The 18193-nt window shown below is 67.9% G+C and carries 14 protein-coding genes; 5 read left to right on the top strand and 9 right to left on the bottom strand.

Going from position 1 to position 18193, the window contains the following annotated elements; translation table 11 throughout:
- Positions 1-118: 118 nt before the first annotated feature.
- Positions 119-886 carry a transcriptional regulator GlcC gene (gene glcC, locus AX284_RS08150; RefSeq protein WP_064307733.1) on the top strand — a complete coding sequence of 256 codons (768 nt, stop codon included), beginning with the start codon at positions 119-121 and terminating at the stop codon, positions 884-886.
- A gap of 147 nt (positions 887-1033) precedes the next feature.
- The gene (locus AX284_RS08145; RefSeq protein ID WP_068384562.1) at positions 1034-2398 is read left to right on the top strand and encodes a hemolysin family protein; all 1365 of its coding nucleotides are present in this window, start codon (positions 1034-1036) and stop codon (positions 2396-2398) included.
- A 12-nt stretch (positions 2399-2410) separates the two neighbouring features.
- On the opposite strand, the gene AX284_RS08140 is transcribed toward AX284_RS08145, so the two are convergent.
- Entirely contained in the window at positions 2411-4312 is a 1902-nt protein-coding gene (locus tag AX284_RS08140; RefSeq protein WP_068384560.1) for a sensor domain-containing diguanylate cyclase, read from the bottom strand.
- Positions 4313-4500: 188 nt separating this feature from the next.
- The gene (locus AX284_RS08135; protein WP_064307730.1) at positions 4501-5388 is read right to left on the bottom strand and encodes a M23 family metallopeptidase; all 888 of its coding nucleotides are present in this window, start codon (positions 5386-5388) and stop codon (positions 4501-4503) included.
- 350 nt (positions 5389-5738) lie between these two features.
- Here AX284_RS08135 and AX284_RS08130 point away from each other — a divergent pair, with 350 nt between their 5' ends.
- Complete coding sequence (locus AX284_RS08130) at positions 5739-6539, top strand: helix-turn-helix transcriptional regulator (protein ID WP_026083646.1); 801 nt, start codon at positions 5739-5741, stop codon at positions 6537-6539.
- Between the two features lie 216 nt (positions 6540-6755).
- Here AX284_RS08130 and AX284_RS08125 read toward each other — a convergent pair whose 3' ends face one another.
- From AX284_RS08125 to AX284_RS08095, 7 genes are all read right to left on the bottom strand, one after another.
- Positions 6756-7655 carry a peptidoglycan DD-metalloendopeptidase family protein gene (locus AX284_RS08125; protein WP_017639285.1) on the bottom strand — a complete coding sequence of 300 codons (900 nt, stop codon included), beginning with the start codon at positions 7653-7655 and terminating at the stop codon, positions 6756-6758.
- A 76-nt stretch (positions 7656-7731) separates the two neighbouring features.
- Complete coding sequence (locus tag AX284_RS08120) at positions 7732-8652, bottom strand: response regulator (protein WP_068384558.1); 921 nt, start codon at positions 8650-8652, stop codon at positions 7732-7734.
- A 72-nt stretch (positions 8653-8724) separates the two neighbouring features.
- On the bottom strand, positions 8725-9450 hold the full coding sequence (phoU, locus tag AX284_RS08115; protein WP_068384556.1) for a phosphate signaling complex protein PhoU: 726 nt from the start codon (positions 9448-9450) through the stop codon (positions 8725-8727).
- 58 nt (positions 9451-9508) lie between these two features.
- Positions 9509-10336 (bottom strand): phosphate ABC transporter ATP-binding protein PstB, encoded by an 828-nt coding sequence (gene pstB / locus AX284_RS08110; protein ID WP_153015331.1) that lies wholly within the window; start codon positions 10334-10336, stop codon positions 9509-9511.
- Positions 10337-10358: 22 nt separating this feature from the next.
- The gene (gene pstA / locus AX284_RS08105; protein ID WP_017639282.1) at positions 10359-12071 is read right to left on the bottom strand and encodes a phosphate ABC transporter permease PstA; all 1713 of its coding nucleotides are present in this window, start codon (positions 12069-12071) and stop codon (positions 10359-10361) included.
- Complete coding sequence (locus AX284_RS08100; protein ID WP_068384554.1) at positions 12058-14343, bottom strand: ABC transporter permease subunit; 2286 nt, start codon at positions 14341-14343, stop codon at positions 12058-12060. Before AX284_RS08100 ends, pstA begins: the two co-directional genes overlap by 14 nt.
- A gap of 94 nt (positions 14344-14437) precedes the next feature.
- A complete protein-coding gene (locus tag AX284_RS08095) occupies positions 14438-15409 on the bottom strand; it encodes a PstS family phosphate ABC transporter substrate-binding protein (RefSeq protein WP_068384553.1) in 972 nt (323 codons plus the stop codon).
- 266 nt (positions 15410-15675) lie between these two features.
- Between AX284_RS08095 and AX284_RS08090 the strand changes: the two genes are divergently transcribed.
- Together AX284_RS08090 and AX284_RS08085 are read left to right on the top strand one after the other, a co-directional pair.
- Positions 15676-16974 (top strand): MFS transporter, encoded by a 1299-nt coding sequence (locus AX284_RS08090; protein WP_017639279.1) that lies wholly within the window; start codon positions 15676-15678, stop codon positions 16972-16974.
- Between the two features lie 11 nt (positions 16975-16985).
- Positions 16986-18167 carry a M20 aminoacylase family protein gene (locus AX284_RS08085; RefSeq protein ID WP_068384551.1) on the top strand — a complete coding sequence of 394 codons (1182 nt, stop codon included), beginning with the start codon at positions 16986-16988 and terminating at the stop codon, positions 18165-18167.
- The last annotated feature ends 26 nt before the right edge of the window (positions 18168-18193 follow it).

Genomic DNA, 18193 nt, shown 5'->3' with positions numbered 1-18193 from the left:
ATACCAGTTTTTTCATACTCTTCGACCAAAGGATCACCAGCTTTCAGCCTGCTTGACGGCGAATCCGGCCGGTGGCTCACTAGGGCTGAATCTCGTGGTCATACCAGCAGGAACCCCCATGTCTGCACCCGCCCCCCGCCTTCCCGTCGCCGAGAACGTCAGTCAGCAGATCGAACGTCTGGTGGTGGACGGGGTGCTCAAGGTCGGCCAGCCGCTGCCGTCCGAGCGGCGCCTGTGCGACAAACTCGGCGTCTCCCGGACCGCCCTACGCGAGGGCCTGGGCCTGCTGCGCGCCCGCGGCATCATAGAAACGCGCCACGGCCAGGGCAGCTTCGTCGCCCGCCTGGCGGCGCCGGCGGCGGAGAATCCCCTGCTGCACCTGTTCAGCAGCCAGCCGCGTACCCTCTACGACCTGTTGGAGGTACGCGCCCTGTTGGAGGGCGAAGCCGCGCGCCTGGCCGCGCTGCGCGCCACCACCGCCGACCTGGTACTGATCGGGCGGCGCTACGAGGAGCTCTGCGCCGCCTGCCAGGATCCGGCCAGCCTGCCGGCGGAAACCCATGCCCGCCTCGACCACGCCTTCCATCTGGCGATCAGCGAGGCCTCGCACAATCCGGTGCTGGTGCACACCCTGCAGTCGCTCAACGAGTTGCTGCTGGGCTCGGTGTTCGCCTGCATCGCCAATCTCTACCATCGCCCGCCGCAACGCCGCGAGATCGATGCCCAGCACGCCCGCCTCTATGCCGCGGTGAGTGGACGCCTGCCCGACGAGGCCCACGCCGCCGCCCGCGAGCATATCCACAGCGTGAGGGACAGCCTGCGCGAGATCGAGCAGGAAGAGCAGCGGCTGGTGCGGGCGACCATGCGTCTGGAAGGCTGGACCTAGATAAAAGGTCCCGCCGGCAAAGGTCAGTGCCAGAGCCGCTGTCCGTCAGCCCGCAGCATGCCCCCGTCCCCTCGGCGGGCGTAACATCTTGCAACTGCCCTGCCCCGCCCCCATGCTTAGCCGACCTTTTTCCAGCTCCCGGCCCTAATGGACCCTTCCACCAGTCTCGCCTCGACGTTGTTCGCCGATCTCGGCCTCGTGTTCTTCGCCTTCTTCCTTGTGCTGCTCAACGGCTTCTTCGTCGCCGCCGAGTTCGCCATGGTCAAGCTGCGCGCCACCCGTGTGGAGGCCATCGCCAAGAAGCACGGCTGGCGCGGGCGCATCCTCAAGAAGGTGCATAACCAGCTCGACGCCTACCTTTCCGCCTGCCAGCTCGGCATCACCCTGGCCTCCCTGGGCCTGGGCTGGGTCGGCGAGCCGGCCTTCGCCGAATTGCTCGAACCCCTGCTCGGCGCCGCCGGCGTCCGCAGCCCCGAGGTGATCCACGGCGTCGCCTTCTTCTCGGCCTTCTTCATCATCTCCTACCTGCACATCGTGGTCGGCGAGTTGGCGCCCAAGTCCTGGGCGATCCGCAAGCCCGATCTGCTGTCGCTGTGGACGGCGGTGCCGCTGTACCTCTTCTACTGGCTGATGTACCCGGCCATCTGGCTGCTCAACGCTAGTGCCAACGGCATCCTGCGCATCGCCGGCCAGGGCGAGCCGGGCGCGCACCACGAACACCACTACAGCCGCGACGAACTCAAGCTGATCCTGCACTCCAACCGCGCCACCGACCCGGACAGCCGGGTGCTGGCCTCGGCCGTGGAGCTGGGCGAGCTGGAGGTGGTGGACTGGGCCAATTCCCGCGAAGACCTCATCTACCTGGACAGCAAGGCCAGCCTGGAGGAGATCCTCACCCAGATCCGCCGCTCCAAGTACAGTCGCTACCCGGTCTATGACGAAGACAGCCAGACCTTTACCGGGGTGCTGCACATCAAGGACCTGCTCCTGGCCATCGCCGGGCTGGACAGCGAAGCCGCCTCCTTCGACCTCGACGACCTGGTGCATCCGCTGGAGCGGGTGACCAAGCACATGCCGCTGTCCGACCTGCTGGAGCAGTTCCGTCGCGGCGGCGCGCACTTCGTGCTGGTGGAGGAAGCCGACCACAAGGTCATCGGCTTCCTGACCATGGAAGACGTGCTCGAGGTGCTGGTGGGCGACATCCAGGACGAACACCGCAAGACCGAACGCGGCGTGGTCGCCTATCAGCCGGGCAAGTTGCTGGTGCGTGGCGACACCCCGCTGTTCAAGGTCGAGCGCCTGCTGGGCATCGACCTGGACCACGTCGAGGCCGAGACCCTGGCCGGCCTGATCTACGACAGCCTCAAGCGCGTTCCCGAAGAGGAGACGGTGCTGGAGGCCGAAGGCCTGCGCATCATCGTCAAGAAGATGAAGGGTCCCAAGATCGTCCTGGCCAAGGTCATCAAGCTGGACCCCAAGGACGTCCGCCGGCGCCAGCCGGAGGAGCGCTGAGGCGACGCGGCCTCAGCCGCGTCCGCTGCCCAGTTCCGGCAGACCGTCGCTCAGGCAGACGCGATTGCGCCCACCGCGCTTGGCTGCATAGAGCGCCCGGTCGGCGTCTTCCAGCAGGCCCAGGCCGTGCTCGAGATTGCTCGGCACGCTCACCGCGACACCGATGCTGACCGACGGACGCAAGCGCCCCTGCTCGGTCTGCAACTCCAGCCCCGCCACCTCCTGGCGGATACGCTCGGCCAGGAGCTCGGCCGCCGCCCGGTCGCTGCCGGGCAAGGCGATGACGAATTCCTCGCCGCCATAGCGCGCCGCCACCTCCCCCGCGCGCTGGACGTGCTGGCGCAACACCTCGGCCACGCACCTCAGGCATTCGTCGCCCAGGGTGTGGCCATGGGTGTCGTTAACCGCCTTGAAGTGATCGAGGTCCACCAGCAGCACCGCCAGCGGCAGTTCGGCACGGATGGCGCGGCGGATCTCCTGTTGGAAGACCCGCTCGAAATGCCGGCGATTGCCGAGCCCGGTCAGGGAATCGGTCTGGCTCTGGTGCAAGAGTTCGCGATTCAGCCGCTCGAGGCTGGCCTTGGCCTGCTGCAACTCCACGGTGCGCAGCGCCACCCGCAATTCCAGCTCGACAAAGGAGGCTTCGCGCTCGCGAGCCAGAGCGTTGGAGGCTTCCAGGGCCTGCCGTTGGGCTTCGATTCGCGCCCGCCGCTGCAGACTCAGGCCCTCGGTGAGCCCCAGCGACAGCATCACGAAGCCTAGGGTGAAACCGGCTATCTGCCCATGGAAAGCCGGACTGTCGGCGGCCAGCCAGCCGGCCACAGCCAGCAGCTGGATCGCGCTGCCCAGCAACAGCAGGGCCCAGGCGGCGCTGAACCACAACGCCATGCGGCTGCCGCGCAGCGCCAGGTAGGTGGTGGTGCCCAGCAGGCCCAGGCAACTCAGCGCCATCATGCCGAGCATTTCCTGGAAGCTCAGCAGGTCCGGCCAGATCAGCGTGACGACCAGCGCCACATTCCAGTAGCCAATCAGCAGACGATTGCCAAAGTCGATCCACCGGCCGCCGTGATAGAGACTGAGCAGATAGCGCACGAACAACCCGCCACTCAGAAAGCACAGGGCGGCGAAGGCCAGGTGCGCACGCAGGGCGAAGGCCGGGCTCTCCGGCCAGAGTTGCCAGGCGCCATAGCCGCTGGTGACCGCCTGATAGCCGATGACGCTGAGCAGATAGAGGGCATACCAGCCAAAGCCCGAGCGGCGGCCGAACCCCCACAGCGTGAGGGTCAGCAGCAGGATGGTGATCAGGCAGCCAAAGAAGCTGCCGACCAGCCAGGCATCCTGCTGGGCCTCGCGCAGATAGGTGGCCGGGGTCACCAGGCGCAGCGGCAGGATGAAGGTCTCCCGCGAATCCAGCCGCAGGTAGACCTCCTCCACGGCGCCGGCGGTCGGCGCCAGGGCGAACATCAGCTGGCGCCCGGGCAGCGCCCGTTGCGTCGCCGGCAGCGCCAGGCCGCTGCGCTGCAGCGGGCTCCAGCGACCATCGGCTCCGCGGGTGCGCAGGTCCAGACGATCCAGCACCGGCCAGGTCGGAATCAGCCACCAGGCCTGGTCGTCGCGACTCTGGATGGCAAAGCGCAGCCAGAGGCCCTGGCGGCCGTCATGGAGCAGCATTTCCAGTTCATCGGGCGCATGCCAGCCGTTTTCGCCACCGCTTGGGCGCGCGGCGGCCTCGGCAAAGGTCAGACTGGCGGGCGCCTTGAGGATCTCCAGTGCCGGTCGGGGATCGTAACTGCGCGCCGGATCGTCGAGGCGCAGCACCTGCGCCTGGCCGTCGAGGGCGATCAGCAACAGGACCAGCAGATGCAAAGCCCGATTGCGCCCACCGGCGCACAGGACGGCCAGGAATCCTTTCATAGGGCGGCATCCAGAGCCTGAAGGAAGAAAAGGCCGCGGTAGAGCCCGCGGCCTGGAGGAAATAGCGCGGTGATAGCATAACGCCACCAAGCCTGGTCCTGCCAAGGGATTTCTACAGGCGACAGGGTGCCTGGGCCCTGGATGGGCCCGGTGGCGTCAGCCTGTCTGGAACGCCCTGAAGCGCGGACTCAGCGGTCGCCCAGCGCCATGTTGGGCAGGGCCGCCAGCGGCCGCACGAAACGGAAGGGAATGGAGACCATTTCACCGCCCGTATGGGCCTGGACGACGAAATGCAGATGGGGACCGGTGCTGCGACCGGTGTTGCCCGACTCCGCCAGGGGCGTGCCGATCTCCACCCGCTCCCCGGGTCGCACCTTGACCGAACCGCGGCGCAGGTGCAGGTAGGCGCTCTGGCTGCCGTCCTCGTGGGCGATGCGCACGAAGTTGCCGGAGGGGTTGGGACCATGGCCGAACTGGCCGTTTTCGACGTCGATCACCGTGCCGGCGCGAGCGGCGCTGATCGGCGTGCCCTCGGGCATGGCGATGTCCACCGCATAGCGCCCCTTGGGCGTGTTGTGGCTGAAATCGCCCCCGGCGCCCTGGGTCACGTAGTAGATCCCTTGCCGCCAGGGCCAGGCGTAACCATAGCCGATGCCGTTGTCGGCACCACTCGCGACATTCGTCGCCAGCGACGGCAGGGTGCCGACCGGCAGCTGCGGACTGTAGCTGAAGGCCTGGTCGAAGTGCATGGGAAAGCCCTGCTGGCGCTTGCGGATCACCGCTAGCTGCACCGTGGAGCGCGGCTCGATGACCTGGCGGATCGGGCGCTCGGCACCGGCCACGTTGACGGTGCGTTGCAGGCGCAGTTCGACGCGCACGGGCACGTCGAAATCGTTGCGGACTTCGAAGATGCGACCTTCGCTGCCGTTGCGGACCTTGAGCTTGACCTGCCCCTTGCGGGCCGGGCTCTTGGCGGAGGTCTTGGTCAGGGTCGCCTTTTCGGCAGCCGGCGCAACGGCAGGCACGGCCAGGGCGAGGGTCAGGCAGGTGATCAGGGCGGTCAGGCGTCGGTCCATGGCATAGGGCCACCATGATGGGCAAGGACAGAACCTAACAAAGCCGCGCGAGGCGGGCGATGGTCAAACCGCGGCTTTGTGAAGCCGCTGGCAAAGCATCGTCGCGAATAAAAAAGCGTGGCACTCAAATCCCTGTGCCACGCTGCCACCGATCGGACGGTAGTTCAAATACAGGCCTGATGGTTCAGGCAGGTCAGCCAAGCGGCGGGTGTTCTGTGCGACACTCCCGCAAGAGGCAGGTTTTCGGCGTGCAGAGGGATCACCTCTTGGGCGCGCCCAATGCTCCGGCCATAGTGCTGCAGGTTAGGTCCTGGCACCTTGACCCTGCCCAACCGAAACGGACAGCCGCTATGCAGGAACAGACAATCGACCCGACGCGAAGCGTGGCTGCGGATGCGCCTATCCCGCCCGCCGGGCCGCTGGTATCCCAGCTTGGCACCTTCGCCCACGGCCAGGCGTGGCCGCCGCATGTGCACGATCAGGCGCACCTGATGTACACGGTCAACGGCGTGCTGGAGGTCACCACCCACGAAGGGGTCTGGTACGTTCCGCCCAAGCAGGCGATCTGGATTCCGCCCCGCGTCGAGCACCAGGCGCGGGCCAACGGCGAGGCCACCCTGCAGGTGGTGATCATCGAATTGCCGAGCGGCCTGCCCTGCCCCGAGGCGGCCACCCGCATGGTGCTCATCTCGCCGCTGCTGCGCGAATTGCTGCGTTGCCTGCGGCGCGGCGGCACCTCCTATGGCGAGGCCGAGCTGGGCAGCCATGTGCGGGCGTTGATGCTGGCGGAACTGGTGTTTCTCGAAGAGACGGCCCTGCACCTGCCGGCACTGGCCGATCGCCGGCTGCAGACCATCCAGACCACCCTGCACGCCGATCCGGCCAACGATACGGCCCTGGCGACCTGGGCGCAGCAGTTGCACCTCTGCTCGCGCAGCCTGGCCCGACTGTTCCTCAAGGAAACCGGCACCAGCTTTTCCACCTGGCGCCAGCACACCCGGCTGATGCTGGCCCTACCGCGGCTGGCCGCCGGCGAGCCGGTCACCCGGGTGGCCCTGGATCTCGGCTACGCCTCGCCCTCGGCCTTTACCCGGATGTTTCGCCGGGTGCTGGGAGTGTCGCCGAGCGAGTACCTCGACGCCCAGGGCTGAAACTGGACGAGGGTAAGAGCCTGCTCAAAGGCTGGCGAGCCAGAGCCAAACAAGGCCTAGGCGGCCCCACGAAAAGCCCTGAGGAAGCGGATCGGACCCGCGCTCGGGTTTACCGATGGTAAATGAGCATGGCGACGGGGCCGCCCAGGCGGGGCTGGCCTTCCAGGGGCTTTTCAACGCCGTTTGACCGACGCGCAGCAGCCTTTGAACAGGCTCTCAAGGTCCGCCGACGGCGAAATTCGGCAAGCTGTCCACTGCCTGGGCGAAGCGGAAGGGAATGGATTCGACCGCCTCGCCGGTGTTGCGCTGGACCACGAAGTGCAGGTGCGGCCCGGTGCTGCGCCCGGTGTTGCCTGAAGCGGCCAGGGCCTGGCCGGTGCGTACCCACTGACCCTCGGTGACCTTGATCGAACCGCGCTGCAAGTGCAGGTAGACGCTCATGGTGCCGTCGTCGTGGAGGATGCGCACGAAGTTGCCGGAGGGGTGGTTGCCGCGACCGTCCTGGGCGTTCTCCACCTCCACCACCTGGCCGGCGCGGGAGACCACGATGGGCGTTCCCTCGGGCATGGCGATGTCCACCGCATAGCGACTCTTGGGCGTGTTGTGGCTGAAACCACCGCCGGCGCCCTGGCTGACGTTGAAGGGCCCGCCCAGCCAGGGCAGCGGATAGGCGAAACCGGAGGCGAAGACTGGGGTGACACTGCCCATCAGGGTGGTGAGCTGGGGGGTGTAGCGCTGCGGACGACTGGGATCCGGCGCGATCAGGGTCGCCAGGCGGGTCAGGCTGCGCGCCGGCAGGACCTTGCGGATCGGCGCCTCGCCCACCCCGCTGACATTCTGCAGCGCCGACAGGCGCAGGGTGACGGTCACCGGCAGAAAGCTGTCGTTGCGCACCTCCAGCACCGTACCGCCGGCATAGTGCCGCGGCTGCAACTTGACCCGCTGGTCCAGCCGCTCGATGGGGTCGTCGCTGAAGGTCATCACCTTGGCGCCCTTCTGCGCCTTGTCGGTGTAGGTGACCACGCCATTGGCATCGACGTACTTGTAGATGGGCGCCGCCAGGGCGGGACCCGCAAGGGTCAACGACAGCAGCAGCAGGTGACGGGCAAGGGGCATGGGCAGGGCGTCAGAAATCCGCGATACCTGAGCGCGAAGCAGTCTCCGTGCCAGCCCCCTCATGGCATCGCCCTCTTCAGGCGCCCGGCACGTAGTGCCGCTGGGCGGTGCCCTTGGCGATCAGCCGCGACAGGTAGTCGAGCTTGGCCGGGTCCCGGTCGATGAAGCGGAAGTTGACCTGCACCCACTCGCTGGCCGGCGTCGCTTCCAGCGCGGCGAGGGAATGCAGATAGCCGTTGAGGCGCGCCACGTCGTTGCCGTCTTCGCCCTGCTCCAGGTCGAGCACGGCGGTTTCCAGGATCTGCGGCAGCGGATCGCCGCGGCGGACCACCAGCAGGGCTTCCTTGAGGCTGATGGCCTTGATCAGGCAGGCCATGCTGGCGTTGGGCAGGCGCAGCTGACCCTGGCCGAAATTGGCGGCCGCCTTGCCGCGGGCAGGTGCCGGCGGCGCGGCGCCGGTGAGCAGAGCGGCACTGGAGGAAGCGGCTGGCGCCGCGACCGGTGCGGCGGCGGGCTGGACCACGTCGCTGCGACCGGCGGTCAGGGCGCCGAGGGAGTCATTGGCGAAGCCGGTGGCCGGACGCGGCTGGGCGCCGGCCTGCAACTCGGCGAGCTTGCCGGTGCGCTGCAGGGCCTTCTTGACCTTGGCCGCCAGTTGCTCGTTGGAGAAGGGCTTGCCCATGTAGTCGGACACGCCGGCCTGGATGGCCTGGACGACGTTTTCCTTGTCGCCGCGGCTGGTGACCATGATGAAGGGCACGCCCTGGTGGTCCGGCTGGGCACGAAACCAGGACAGCAACTCCAGACCGGTCATGCCGGGCATTTCCCAGTCGCAGAGGATGAGGTCGAAACGCTGCTTGCCGAGCATCGTCTGGGCGCGGCGACCATCGGCCGCCTCGTCCACCACGAGCCCGGGAAACAGATTGCGCAGACCCTTCTTGATCAGATCGCGAATGAAGGGCGCATCATCCACCACCAGTACGTTCAACTTGCTCATCGGTCACTCCATGCCAAGTCTTCCAGCATAGCAGGCGGCTCCGCAGCGCCACCCGGGGAGTGACCGGGCGGATCATTCGCGCGACCGATTGACCTCTTCGGCCATGCGCTTGACGCCCATGTGCCGTACGTCGGTGCCCTGGACCAGGTAGATCACCAGCTCGGCGATGTTGCGCGCGTGGTCGCCGACCCGCTCCAGGGAACGCAATACCCAGATGATGCTCAGCACCCGCGAGATGGAGCGCGGATCTTCCATCATGTAGGTAGCCAGTTCGCGCAGCGCGGACTTGTATTCACGGTCGATCAGCTTGTCGTACTGGGCCACCGAGAGGGCCAGCTCGGCGTCGAAGCGGGCGAAGGCGTCCAGCGCCTGATGGACCATCTTGCGCACCTGCTCGCCGATGTGGCGAACCTCGACGTAGCCGCGCGGGGCCTCGCCGTCCTCGGTCAGCTCGATGGCGCGGCGGGCGATCTTGGAGGCTTCGTCGCCGATGCGCTCCAGGTCGATCACCGACTTGGAGATGCTGATGATCAGGCGCAGGTCGGAGGCCGCCGGCTGACGACGGGCGAGGATGCGCAGGCATTCCTCGTCGATGCCACGTTCCATGATGTCGATCTGGTCATCGATGGTGCGTACCTGGCGCGCCAGGCCGGCATCGGCGTCGATCACCGCGCGCACGGCGTCGCTGACCTGCTTTTCCACCAGACCGCCCATGGCCAGCAGGTGACTGCGGACCTCTTCCAGTTCGACGTTGTATTGCTGGGAGATGTGCTGCGTGTGGCCTTCTTTGTTGATCATGCTGTCAGTCCTGCCTGAGAGGATCGAGTCGCCGGGTGGGGCACCGGCCTGCCTGGAACTAGCCGTAGCGGCCGGTGATGTAGTCTTCGGTCTGCCGCTTCGCGGGATTGGTGAAGAGGGTGTCGGTGTCGCCGTGCTCGACCAACTGGCCCAAGTACATGAAGGCGGTGTAGTCGGACACCCGCGCCGCCTGCTGCATGTTGTGGGTGACGATGACGATGGTGTAGCGCTGTTTCAGTTCGTGGATCAGCTCTTCCACCTTGAGGGTGGAGATGGGATCCAGCGCCGAGCAGGGTTCGTCGAGCAGGAGCACATCGGGTTGCACGGCGATGGTGCGGGCGATCACCAGGCGCTGCTGCTGGCCACCCGAGAGGCCCAGGGCCGACTCGTGCAGGCGATCCTTGACCTCGTCCCACAGCGCCGCGCCGTGCAGCGCCCACTCCACCGCTTCGTCGAGCACCCGCTTCTGCTTGATGCCCTGGATGCGCAGGCCGTAGACCACGTTCTCGTAGATGCTCTTGGGAAAGGGATTGGGCTTCTGGAACACCATGCCCACCCGCCGCCGCAGCTCGGCGATCTCGGTGCCGCGGGCATAGATGTTCTGGCCGTCGAGCAGGATCTCGCCGTCAATGCGGCAGTCTTCCACCAGGTCGTTCAGGCGATTGAAGCAGCGCAGCAGGGTCGACTTGCCGCAGCCGCTGGGACCGATGAAGGCGGTGACGCACTGGCGCGGGATCTCCAGGGCGATGTCCTGCAAGACCTGCTTCTTGCCGTAGAACAGATTGAGCCGCGGCACCGACAGGGCCACGCCACCTTCGCTCGCCGCAGGCTGGGCGCTGGCCGCGTAGGCGGCGGCGGTTCTGAAGATGGAGGAATCGGAAGGCATGGGGTCTCCTCGGCCGCGGGCGCTAGTCTTCCAGCAGCCGGTACTTTTCGCGCAGCCGGTTGCGCAGGAACACGGCGGACAGGTTCAGCCCGGCGATCACCAGCACCAGCAGCAGGGCGGTGGCGTAGACCAGCGGGCGGGCGGCTTCCACGTTGGGGCTCTGGAAGCCGACGTCATAGATGTGGAAGCCCAGGTGCATGATCTTCTGATCCAGGTGCAGATAGGGATAGTTGCCGTCCAGCGGCAGCGAAGGCGCCAGCTTGACCACCCCCACCAGCATCAGTGGCGCCACCTCGCCGGCGGCGCGGGCCACGGCCAGGATCAGCCCGGTCATCAGCGCCGGGCTGGCCAGCGGCAGCACCACCTTCCACAGGGTCTCGGCCTGGGTCGCGCCCAGCGCCAGGGAGCCCTCGCGGATGCTGCGGGGAATGCGCGCCAGGCCCTCTTCGGTGGCGACGATCACCACCGGCACGGCGAGGATCGCCAGGGTCAGCGAGGCCCACAGCAGCCCCGGGGTGCCAAAGGTCGGCGTGGGCAGACTGGCCTGGAAGAACAGCTGGTCCAGGGAGCCACCCAGCACATAGACGAAGAAGCCCAGGCCAAAGACGCCATAGACGATGGCCGGCACCCCGGCGAGGTTGTTGACCGCGATGCGGATGGTACGGGTCAGCGGGCCCTGGCGGGCGTATTCGCGCAGGTAGATGGCGGCGATGACGCCAAAGGGGGTGACGATCACCGCCATCAGCAGGGTCATCATCACGGTGCCGAAGATGGCCGGGAAGACCCCGCCCTCGGTATTGGCCTCGCGCGGATCAGCGCTGAGGAATTCCCACAGCTTGCTGCCATAGAAGCCGAGCTTGGCGCCCAGGCCCATGGCGTTGGGCTGATAGGCGCGCACGATGCGGGCGAGATTGAGTTCCAGGGTGCGGCCCTCGACGTCGCGCAGCACCACGCTGTCGCGGCGGCGCTCCTGGCGCAGGCTGGCCAATTGGTCTTCCAGCTCGCCGTAACGGGCTTCGAGCTCGGCGCGGCGGGCGGCGAGGTCGGCCTGGGCGGCGGCGTCGAGACGCCCGTCCAGCTCCAGGCCGCGGCCCTCCAGGCGCAGCCGCTCCAGGGCATGATTGACGCCGCCGATGTCCTGCTTTTCCAGGCGTTCCAGGCGCTCGCTCAGGTCGCGGGTGCGCAGCAGGCGGCGCTGCAGTTCGGGCACCGCCGCGGCGCCCTTGGCCACCTGGCGTCCCGCTTCGCGCACTTCCAGCGCATAGCCGTAGAAGTTGCCCCATTCGCGGCGCTCCAGCACCAGGGCGTCGGCCGGGGTCTGGCGATCCTGCAACCAGTCGCCGACCAGCCAGACGAAGTCGCTGCCATAGAGATCGCGATTGCCCAGCTTGAAGAGTTCGCGGGTCAGGGTTTCGCCACTGTCCGCCGGCAGGGCTACCCCGGCGCTACGCAGCCGCTCGGCCGGGATCGTCTCCTGTTCCACCACCTGGCCCAGCACCAGGCGCGCTTCCAGGCCCGGCGGCGTGTAGCGCGCCTGCACCACCTCGGCCGGCCAGAAATGCGCCAGGCCGCGCACGGCGAGGATGCCGATCAGCCCCAGGGTCATGAGCACGGCGATGGCCACGGCGCCGGCGCTGAGCCAGACCCCAGGCGCACCGCCACGCAGCCAGACGCCCAGGGAGCGCCGCCGTCCAACGCCCTGCCCCTGCGGCGCGCCTGTGCTAGAGGGCCGCATAGTTTTTCCTCAGCCGCTGGCGGATCAGTTCGGCCAGGGTGTTCATCAGGAAGGTGAAGCTGAGCAGCACCAGTGCCGCCAGGAACAGCAGCCGGTAATGGGTGCCGCCCACCTCGGATTCGGGCATCTCCACGGCGATGTTGGCCGCCAGGGTGCGCATGCCCTCGAACAGGTTGGCATCCATGATCGGGGTGTTGCCGGTGGCCATGAGCACGATCATGGTCTCGCCGACGGCGCGGCCCAGGCCGATCATCAGCGCCGAGAAGATGCCCGGGCTGGCGGTGAGCAGCACCACCCGCGTCAGGGTCTGCCAGGGGGTGGCGCCCAGCGCCAGGGAGCCCAGGGTCAGGCTACGTGGCACGCTGTAGATGGCATCCTCGGCGATGGAGAAGATGTTGGGGATGACGGCGAAGCCCATGGCCAGCCCGATGATCAGGGCGTTGCGCTGGTCATAGGCGATGCCCAGCTCCTGGCTCAGCCAGAGGCGCAGGTCGCCGGCGAACAGCAGCCCTTCCAGCGAGGGGCTGAGCCATAGCGCCAGGGCGGTGGTCAGCAGCACCACCGGCAACAGCAGCAGGCTTTCCCAGCCTTCCGGGATCCGCTCGCGCAGCGTGAGCGGCAGGCGCGACCAGCCAAAGCCCGCGGCGAGGATGGCCAGCGGCAGGAGCAACAGCAGGCTGAACAGCCCGGGCAGGTGGTTTTCCACGAAGGGCGCCAGGAACAACCCGGCGAAGAAGCCGAGGATCACCGTGGGCAGGGCCTCCATCAGCTCGATGACCGGCTTGACCGTGCGCCTCATGCGCGGCGCCATGAAGTAGGCGGTGTAGATCGCCGCGGCGATGGCCAGGGGCGCGGCGAACAGCATGGCGTAGAAGGCCGCCTTGAGGGTGCCGAAGGTCAGCGGCGCCAGGCTCAGCTTGGGTTCGAAGTCCGCGGTGGCGGCGCTGGACTGCCAGACCCGCGCCGGTGCTTCGTAATTCTCGTACCAGACCTTGCCCCAGAGCGCCGACCAGGAGACTTCCGGGTGCGGATTGTCCAGGCGGAAGCCGAGCAGCCGACCGTTCTCTTCCAGCAGCAGCCGGTCGGCGCGCGGCGACAGCGCCAGCACCCCGGCGGCGGGGGCGAGCTGCTCACGCAGCAGGGTGCGCCCGGCGGTGCTGTGGAAGACCCCGAGTTCACCGGCGGCATCCAGCGCGACGAAGCCCTTGCGCCGCTGCTCGGGCACCAGCTGGACGATGGGCGCCGTGCCTAGTTGGAAATCGCGGATATGCCTCAGCACCGGTTCGCCATCCTGTCCGCGGACCATGAACCACTGACTGACGCCACCCTTGGCGGTACCCACCAGCAGCGATACGCCGCCCAGCAGCTGGGCGCTGGCGGTGACCTCGTTGTCGGCGGCATCGAGCAGCTTGTAGTGGCCGTTGAGACTGCCGTCATGCAGGTCGAAGACATCCGCCTGGGCGCGGCCATTGAGGGCATAGAGCCAGCGGCCGCGAGGATCGAGGTGAATGGCCTTGACCGCGGCATTGAGCGGCCCGAGGGTGATCGAGGTGCGGACCGGCGTGGCCTGGTCGCCGGTCACCGGAGTCGCCAACCCGCCGAGACGCAGGGCCGTCACCCGGTTGCCCTGGGCCCCGGCCAGCACCAGCAGGTCCTCGTCGCCAGCGATGGCGACCCGCTCCAGGGCCGCGCGCGGCGCGCCCAGGTCCAGGGGCTCGCGCCCGTAGGGGAAGTCCAGTTCAGGGGTGATGACCCGCTCGCCCTGGGGATAGCGGGAAACATAGCGCTTGTGCGCCACCAGCACGCGACCATCGGACAGACCCAGGGCGATCAGCCCACGGGGGGCATCCTGGGCCTGGCTGCTGATGGTGACGCCAGGCGGCAACGGCAGGCGCTCGCGGATGACCGGCTGGCCGTCGGCCAGGGTAAAGAACGTCGCTTCGCCACCCTGGGAGAGGTGCAGGCCGAGGCGATTCTGTTCGTCGACACCCAACAGCAGCGGCGCCCCGGCCGTTGCCAGCCAAGCGGGTTGCGGCAGCGGCTCGGCTTCGAGACTGGCACCGCGCAGCAACGGCAGCACCACATAGGCCAGATAGAAGAAGATCAGGGTGATGGTGGCCAGCACGGCCAGGCCGCCGGCCAGCACCGAGCCCCGTACCAGTCGATCCTGCAGCGCCCGCCAACGTCGCCGCCGGCGCAGTGCAGGCGTGTTGAAGTCCAGCCGAGCGGGGCCGCGAGGATCGGGCGGGGACGGGGGTACCGGGGATATCATGGCGCAGAGCCTAATCACGTCGTGTGACAGAAAGGTTACAGCGAATGGGCGGCCAGGGGCGCCCCGCCCAGTGCGGGCGTTGAGCGCCGGCCGCTCAGTAACCCAGCGTCTTCAGCGCCTGCTGCACCACGGGGGCCGGTAGGGGAATATAGCCGTCCTTGAGCACGGCCTCCTGACCGTTGCGCGAGAGGATCAGGCGCAGGAATTCCCCTTCCAGGGGATTGAGCGGGCGGTTCGGCGCCTTGTTGACATAGACGTAGAGATAACGCGCCAGCGGATAGCGTCCGGACAGGGTGTTTTCCTGGTTGTCCTCGACGTAGTCGGTGGTGCCTTGCCGGGCCAGCGCCAGGGTGTGGACACTGGCAGTCTGGTAGCCGATACCGGAGTAGCCGATGCCACCCAGCGACTGGCTGATGGCCTGGACCACCGAGGCCGAGCCGGGCTGCTCGTTGACGTTGGCACGGAAGTCGCCACGGCACAGCGCCGCTTCCTTGAAGTAGCCGTAGGTGCCCGATACCGCATTGCGGCCGAATCTCTGGATCGGGCGCTTGGCCCAGTCACCGGTCAGGCCCAGGTCGCCCCAGGTCTTGATCTCGTGCGGACCGCCGCACAGCCGGGTGCTGGAAAAGATCGCATCGACCTGCTCCAGGGTCAGCTGCCGCAGGGGATTGTCCTTGTTGACGAAGATCGCCAGGGCATCGATGGCCACCGGCACCGCGGTGGGCTGGTAGCCGAAGCGCTGCTCGAAGGCCTGGAGTTCGGCGTCCTTCATCTTGCGACTCATGGGGCCGATGCTGGCGGTGCCTTCGGTGAGCGCTGGCGGCGCGGTGGACGAGCCGGCCGCCTGGATCTGGATATTGAGATTGGGATACTGGCGCTTGTAGCTCTCGGCCCAGAGCGTCACCAGGTTGGCCAGGGTGTCGGAGCCCACGCTCGACAGATTGCCGGAGATTCCGCTCACCTTCTGGTAGTCGGGGATGGCCGGGTCGACGCCCTCGGCCCGAGCGGTCGTGCCACCTAGCGCCAGGGCGAGCGCCACAGCGGTCAGCGGACCTTTGATGTCCATACCGGATTCCTCGCGGGGATGGGAGACGGGCCTGGGCCGGCGACGCTCAGACGCGACCTGGCACTTTAGCGGGGCATTGTGACGGATTTATGAGAGACCGCCAGCCGTGGTGGCGGGTTCGACTAGGCTGCAAGAGGACCTGCGCTGCACCACCCTGGCGCAGGCCTGGTCTTCGGACCTGCCCTGATCGCTCTCGCTGGCGGCCTTGATGGACCGGACCAACATTTGCACAGCTAAGCATTCATCTCAGTGCAGAGGAACGCACCATGGCCCAGGCTCTTCCGACGTCCTCCACCCCGGCCGCTCAGGCAACCACCGCCCCGCCCTCGCGCGCCAAGCTGATCGCCGCGGCCAGTCTCGGCAACGGCCTGGAGATGTTCGACTTCACGGTGTTCAGCTTTTTCGCCGCCATCATCGGCCAGCTCTATTTCCCCTCGGATACCCCCTACGGCTCCTTGCTGATGGCGGTCGGGGTCTTTGGCGTCGGCTTCGTCATGCGGCCGCTGGGCAGCATGGTGCTGGGCGCCTATGCCGATCGCCACGGGCGCAAGCAGGCCATGCTGCTGACCATTTCGCTGATGGGCCTGGGCAGCGCCCTGATCGCCTTTACCCCGACCCATGCCCAGATCGGCCTCGCCGCGCCGCTGATCCTGCTGTTGGGACGGCTGTTGCAGGGCTTTTCCGCGGGCGGCGAGATCGGCGCCGCCACCACCCTGCTGCTGGAGTCGGCCAGCCCCGGCCGGCGCGGCTTCCATGTCAGCTGGCAGGTGATCAGCCAGGGCGGCAGTGCCCTGCTCGGCGCCGGTCTGGGCGCCCTGCTCACCCGCAGCCTGTCCGAGGCCGAGCTGCATGCCTGGGGCTGGCGCATCCCCTTCCTGGTCGGCCTGCTGATCATTCCGGTCGGCCTCTATATCCGCCGCCAGGTGGACGAGACCTGGAGCGGCGCCGGCACGGTCGAGGGCGGCCCGGTGCGCGCCTTCCTGCGCGAGCATCCGCGGCGCTTCGGCCTGGGCCTGTTGATCGTGATGTCGGCGACCCTGCTGACCTACCTGATGCAGTTCTACATGCCCACCTACATGACCCGCATCGTCGGCCTGCCGGCCACCAGCGCCTACCTGGCCGGGGTAGCGTCCAGCGCCGTGCAGATGGCCGCCGCCCTGGCCGCCGGGCTGCTGCTGGATCGCTTCGGGCGCTACAAGCCGGTGGCCCTGGTCAGCCTGGCGGTGGCCCTGCTGGGCATCTACCCGGCCTTCGTCTGGCTGAACGACCCCACCACCCAGGGCCTGGCCTTCGCCGCCCGCTTCGTGGTGATCACCGCCATGAGCGTCAACATGACCGCCGGGCTGCTGCTGATCCTCGCCGGCCTGCCGCGGCCGGTGCGCGCCACGGGACTGGCCATGACCTACGCCCTGGCGGTGACCCTGTTCGGCGGCACCGCCCAGTTCATCGCCACCTGGCTGATCGAGGCCACCGGCAGCCCGCTCGCCCCGGCTTGGTACCTGATCGTCATGCTGCTGATAGGATGGCTGGCACTGCTGAGCTATCCCGAACGCCACCTGGATTGAGAGAGATCGCCATGAGCCTTGCCACTGCTGCGGATCAAGACGCCACCGCCCGTCATATCGCCGGCTACCTGCCGGACATGGTCGCCCTGCGCCGCGACATCCACCGCCATCCCGAACTGGGTTACCAGGAACAGCGCACCAGCGACCTGGTGGCCGCCGCCCTCTCGGGCTGGGGCTACGAGGTCCATCGCGGCCTGGGCGGCACCGGGGTGGTCGGCACCCTGCGCGCCGGCAGCGGCAGCAAGGTGCTGGGCATCCGCGCCGACATGGACGCCCTGCCGATCCTGGAGACCACCGGCCTCGACTACGCCAGCCAGCACCCGGGGCGCATGCACGCCTGCGGTCACGACGGCCACACCACCACCCTGCTCACCGCCGCCCGCTGCCTGGCCGAGACCCGCGCCTTCGACGGCACCCTGCACCTGATCTTCCAGCCGGCCGAGGAAGGCCTGGGCGGCGCCCTGAAGATGATGCAGGACGGCCTCTTCGAGCTGTTTCCCTGCGACCAGGTGTTCGGCCTGCACAACATGCCCGGCGTGCCCACCGGCAAGTTCTGCTTCGTCGACGGCGCCGCCATGGCCTCCTCCGACACCGCCCTCCTGCGCATCCGCGGCCAGGGCGGCCACGGCGCGGTGCCGGACAAGGCCGTCGACCCCATCGTCGCCAGCGCGGCCACGGTGATGGCGCTGCAGACGGTGGTCTCGCGCAACGTGGCGCCGCTGGATACGGCGGTGGTCACCGTGGGCAGCATCCACGGCGGCGAGGCGTCCAACGTCATCCCCGACGCCGTGGAGATGAAGCTGACCATTCGCGCCTTCCAGGACAGCACCCGCGACCTGCTGGAGCAGCGCATCGGCGCCCTGGTGCGCGCCCAGGCGGAAAGCTTTGGCGCCACCGCCGAACTGGACTACCAGCGCGGCTATCCGGTGCTGGTCAACCACGACGGTCCCACCGCCTTCGCCCGCCAGGTGGCGGTCGAGCACTTCGGCGCCGACGCCCTGCATCCCTTCGCGCCCATCCCGGCCAGCGAGGACTTCGCCTACATGCTGCAGCAGGTACCCGGTTGCTACCTGTTCGTCGGCAACGGCCCCAGTGCCAACCTGCACAACGCGGCCTACGACTTCAACGACGCCCTGCTGCCGGTCGGCGCGCGCTACTGGGTCAAGCTGACCGAGGCCTTCCTCACCGCCTGAGGCGCCGCCCCGCCGGCACCCTCACC

The organism is Pseudomonas sp. HUK17, assembly GCF_001566765.1.
This window is presented reverse-complemented; position numbering and strand designations above follow the sequence as displayed.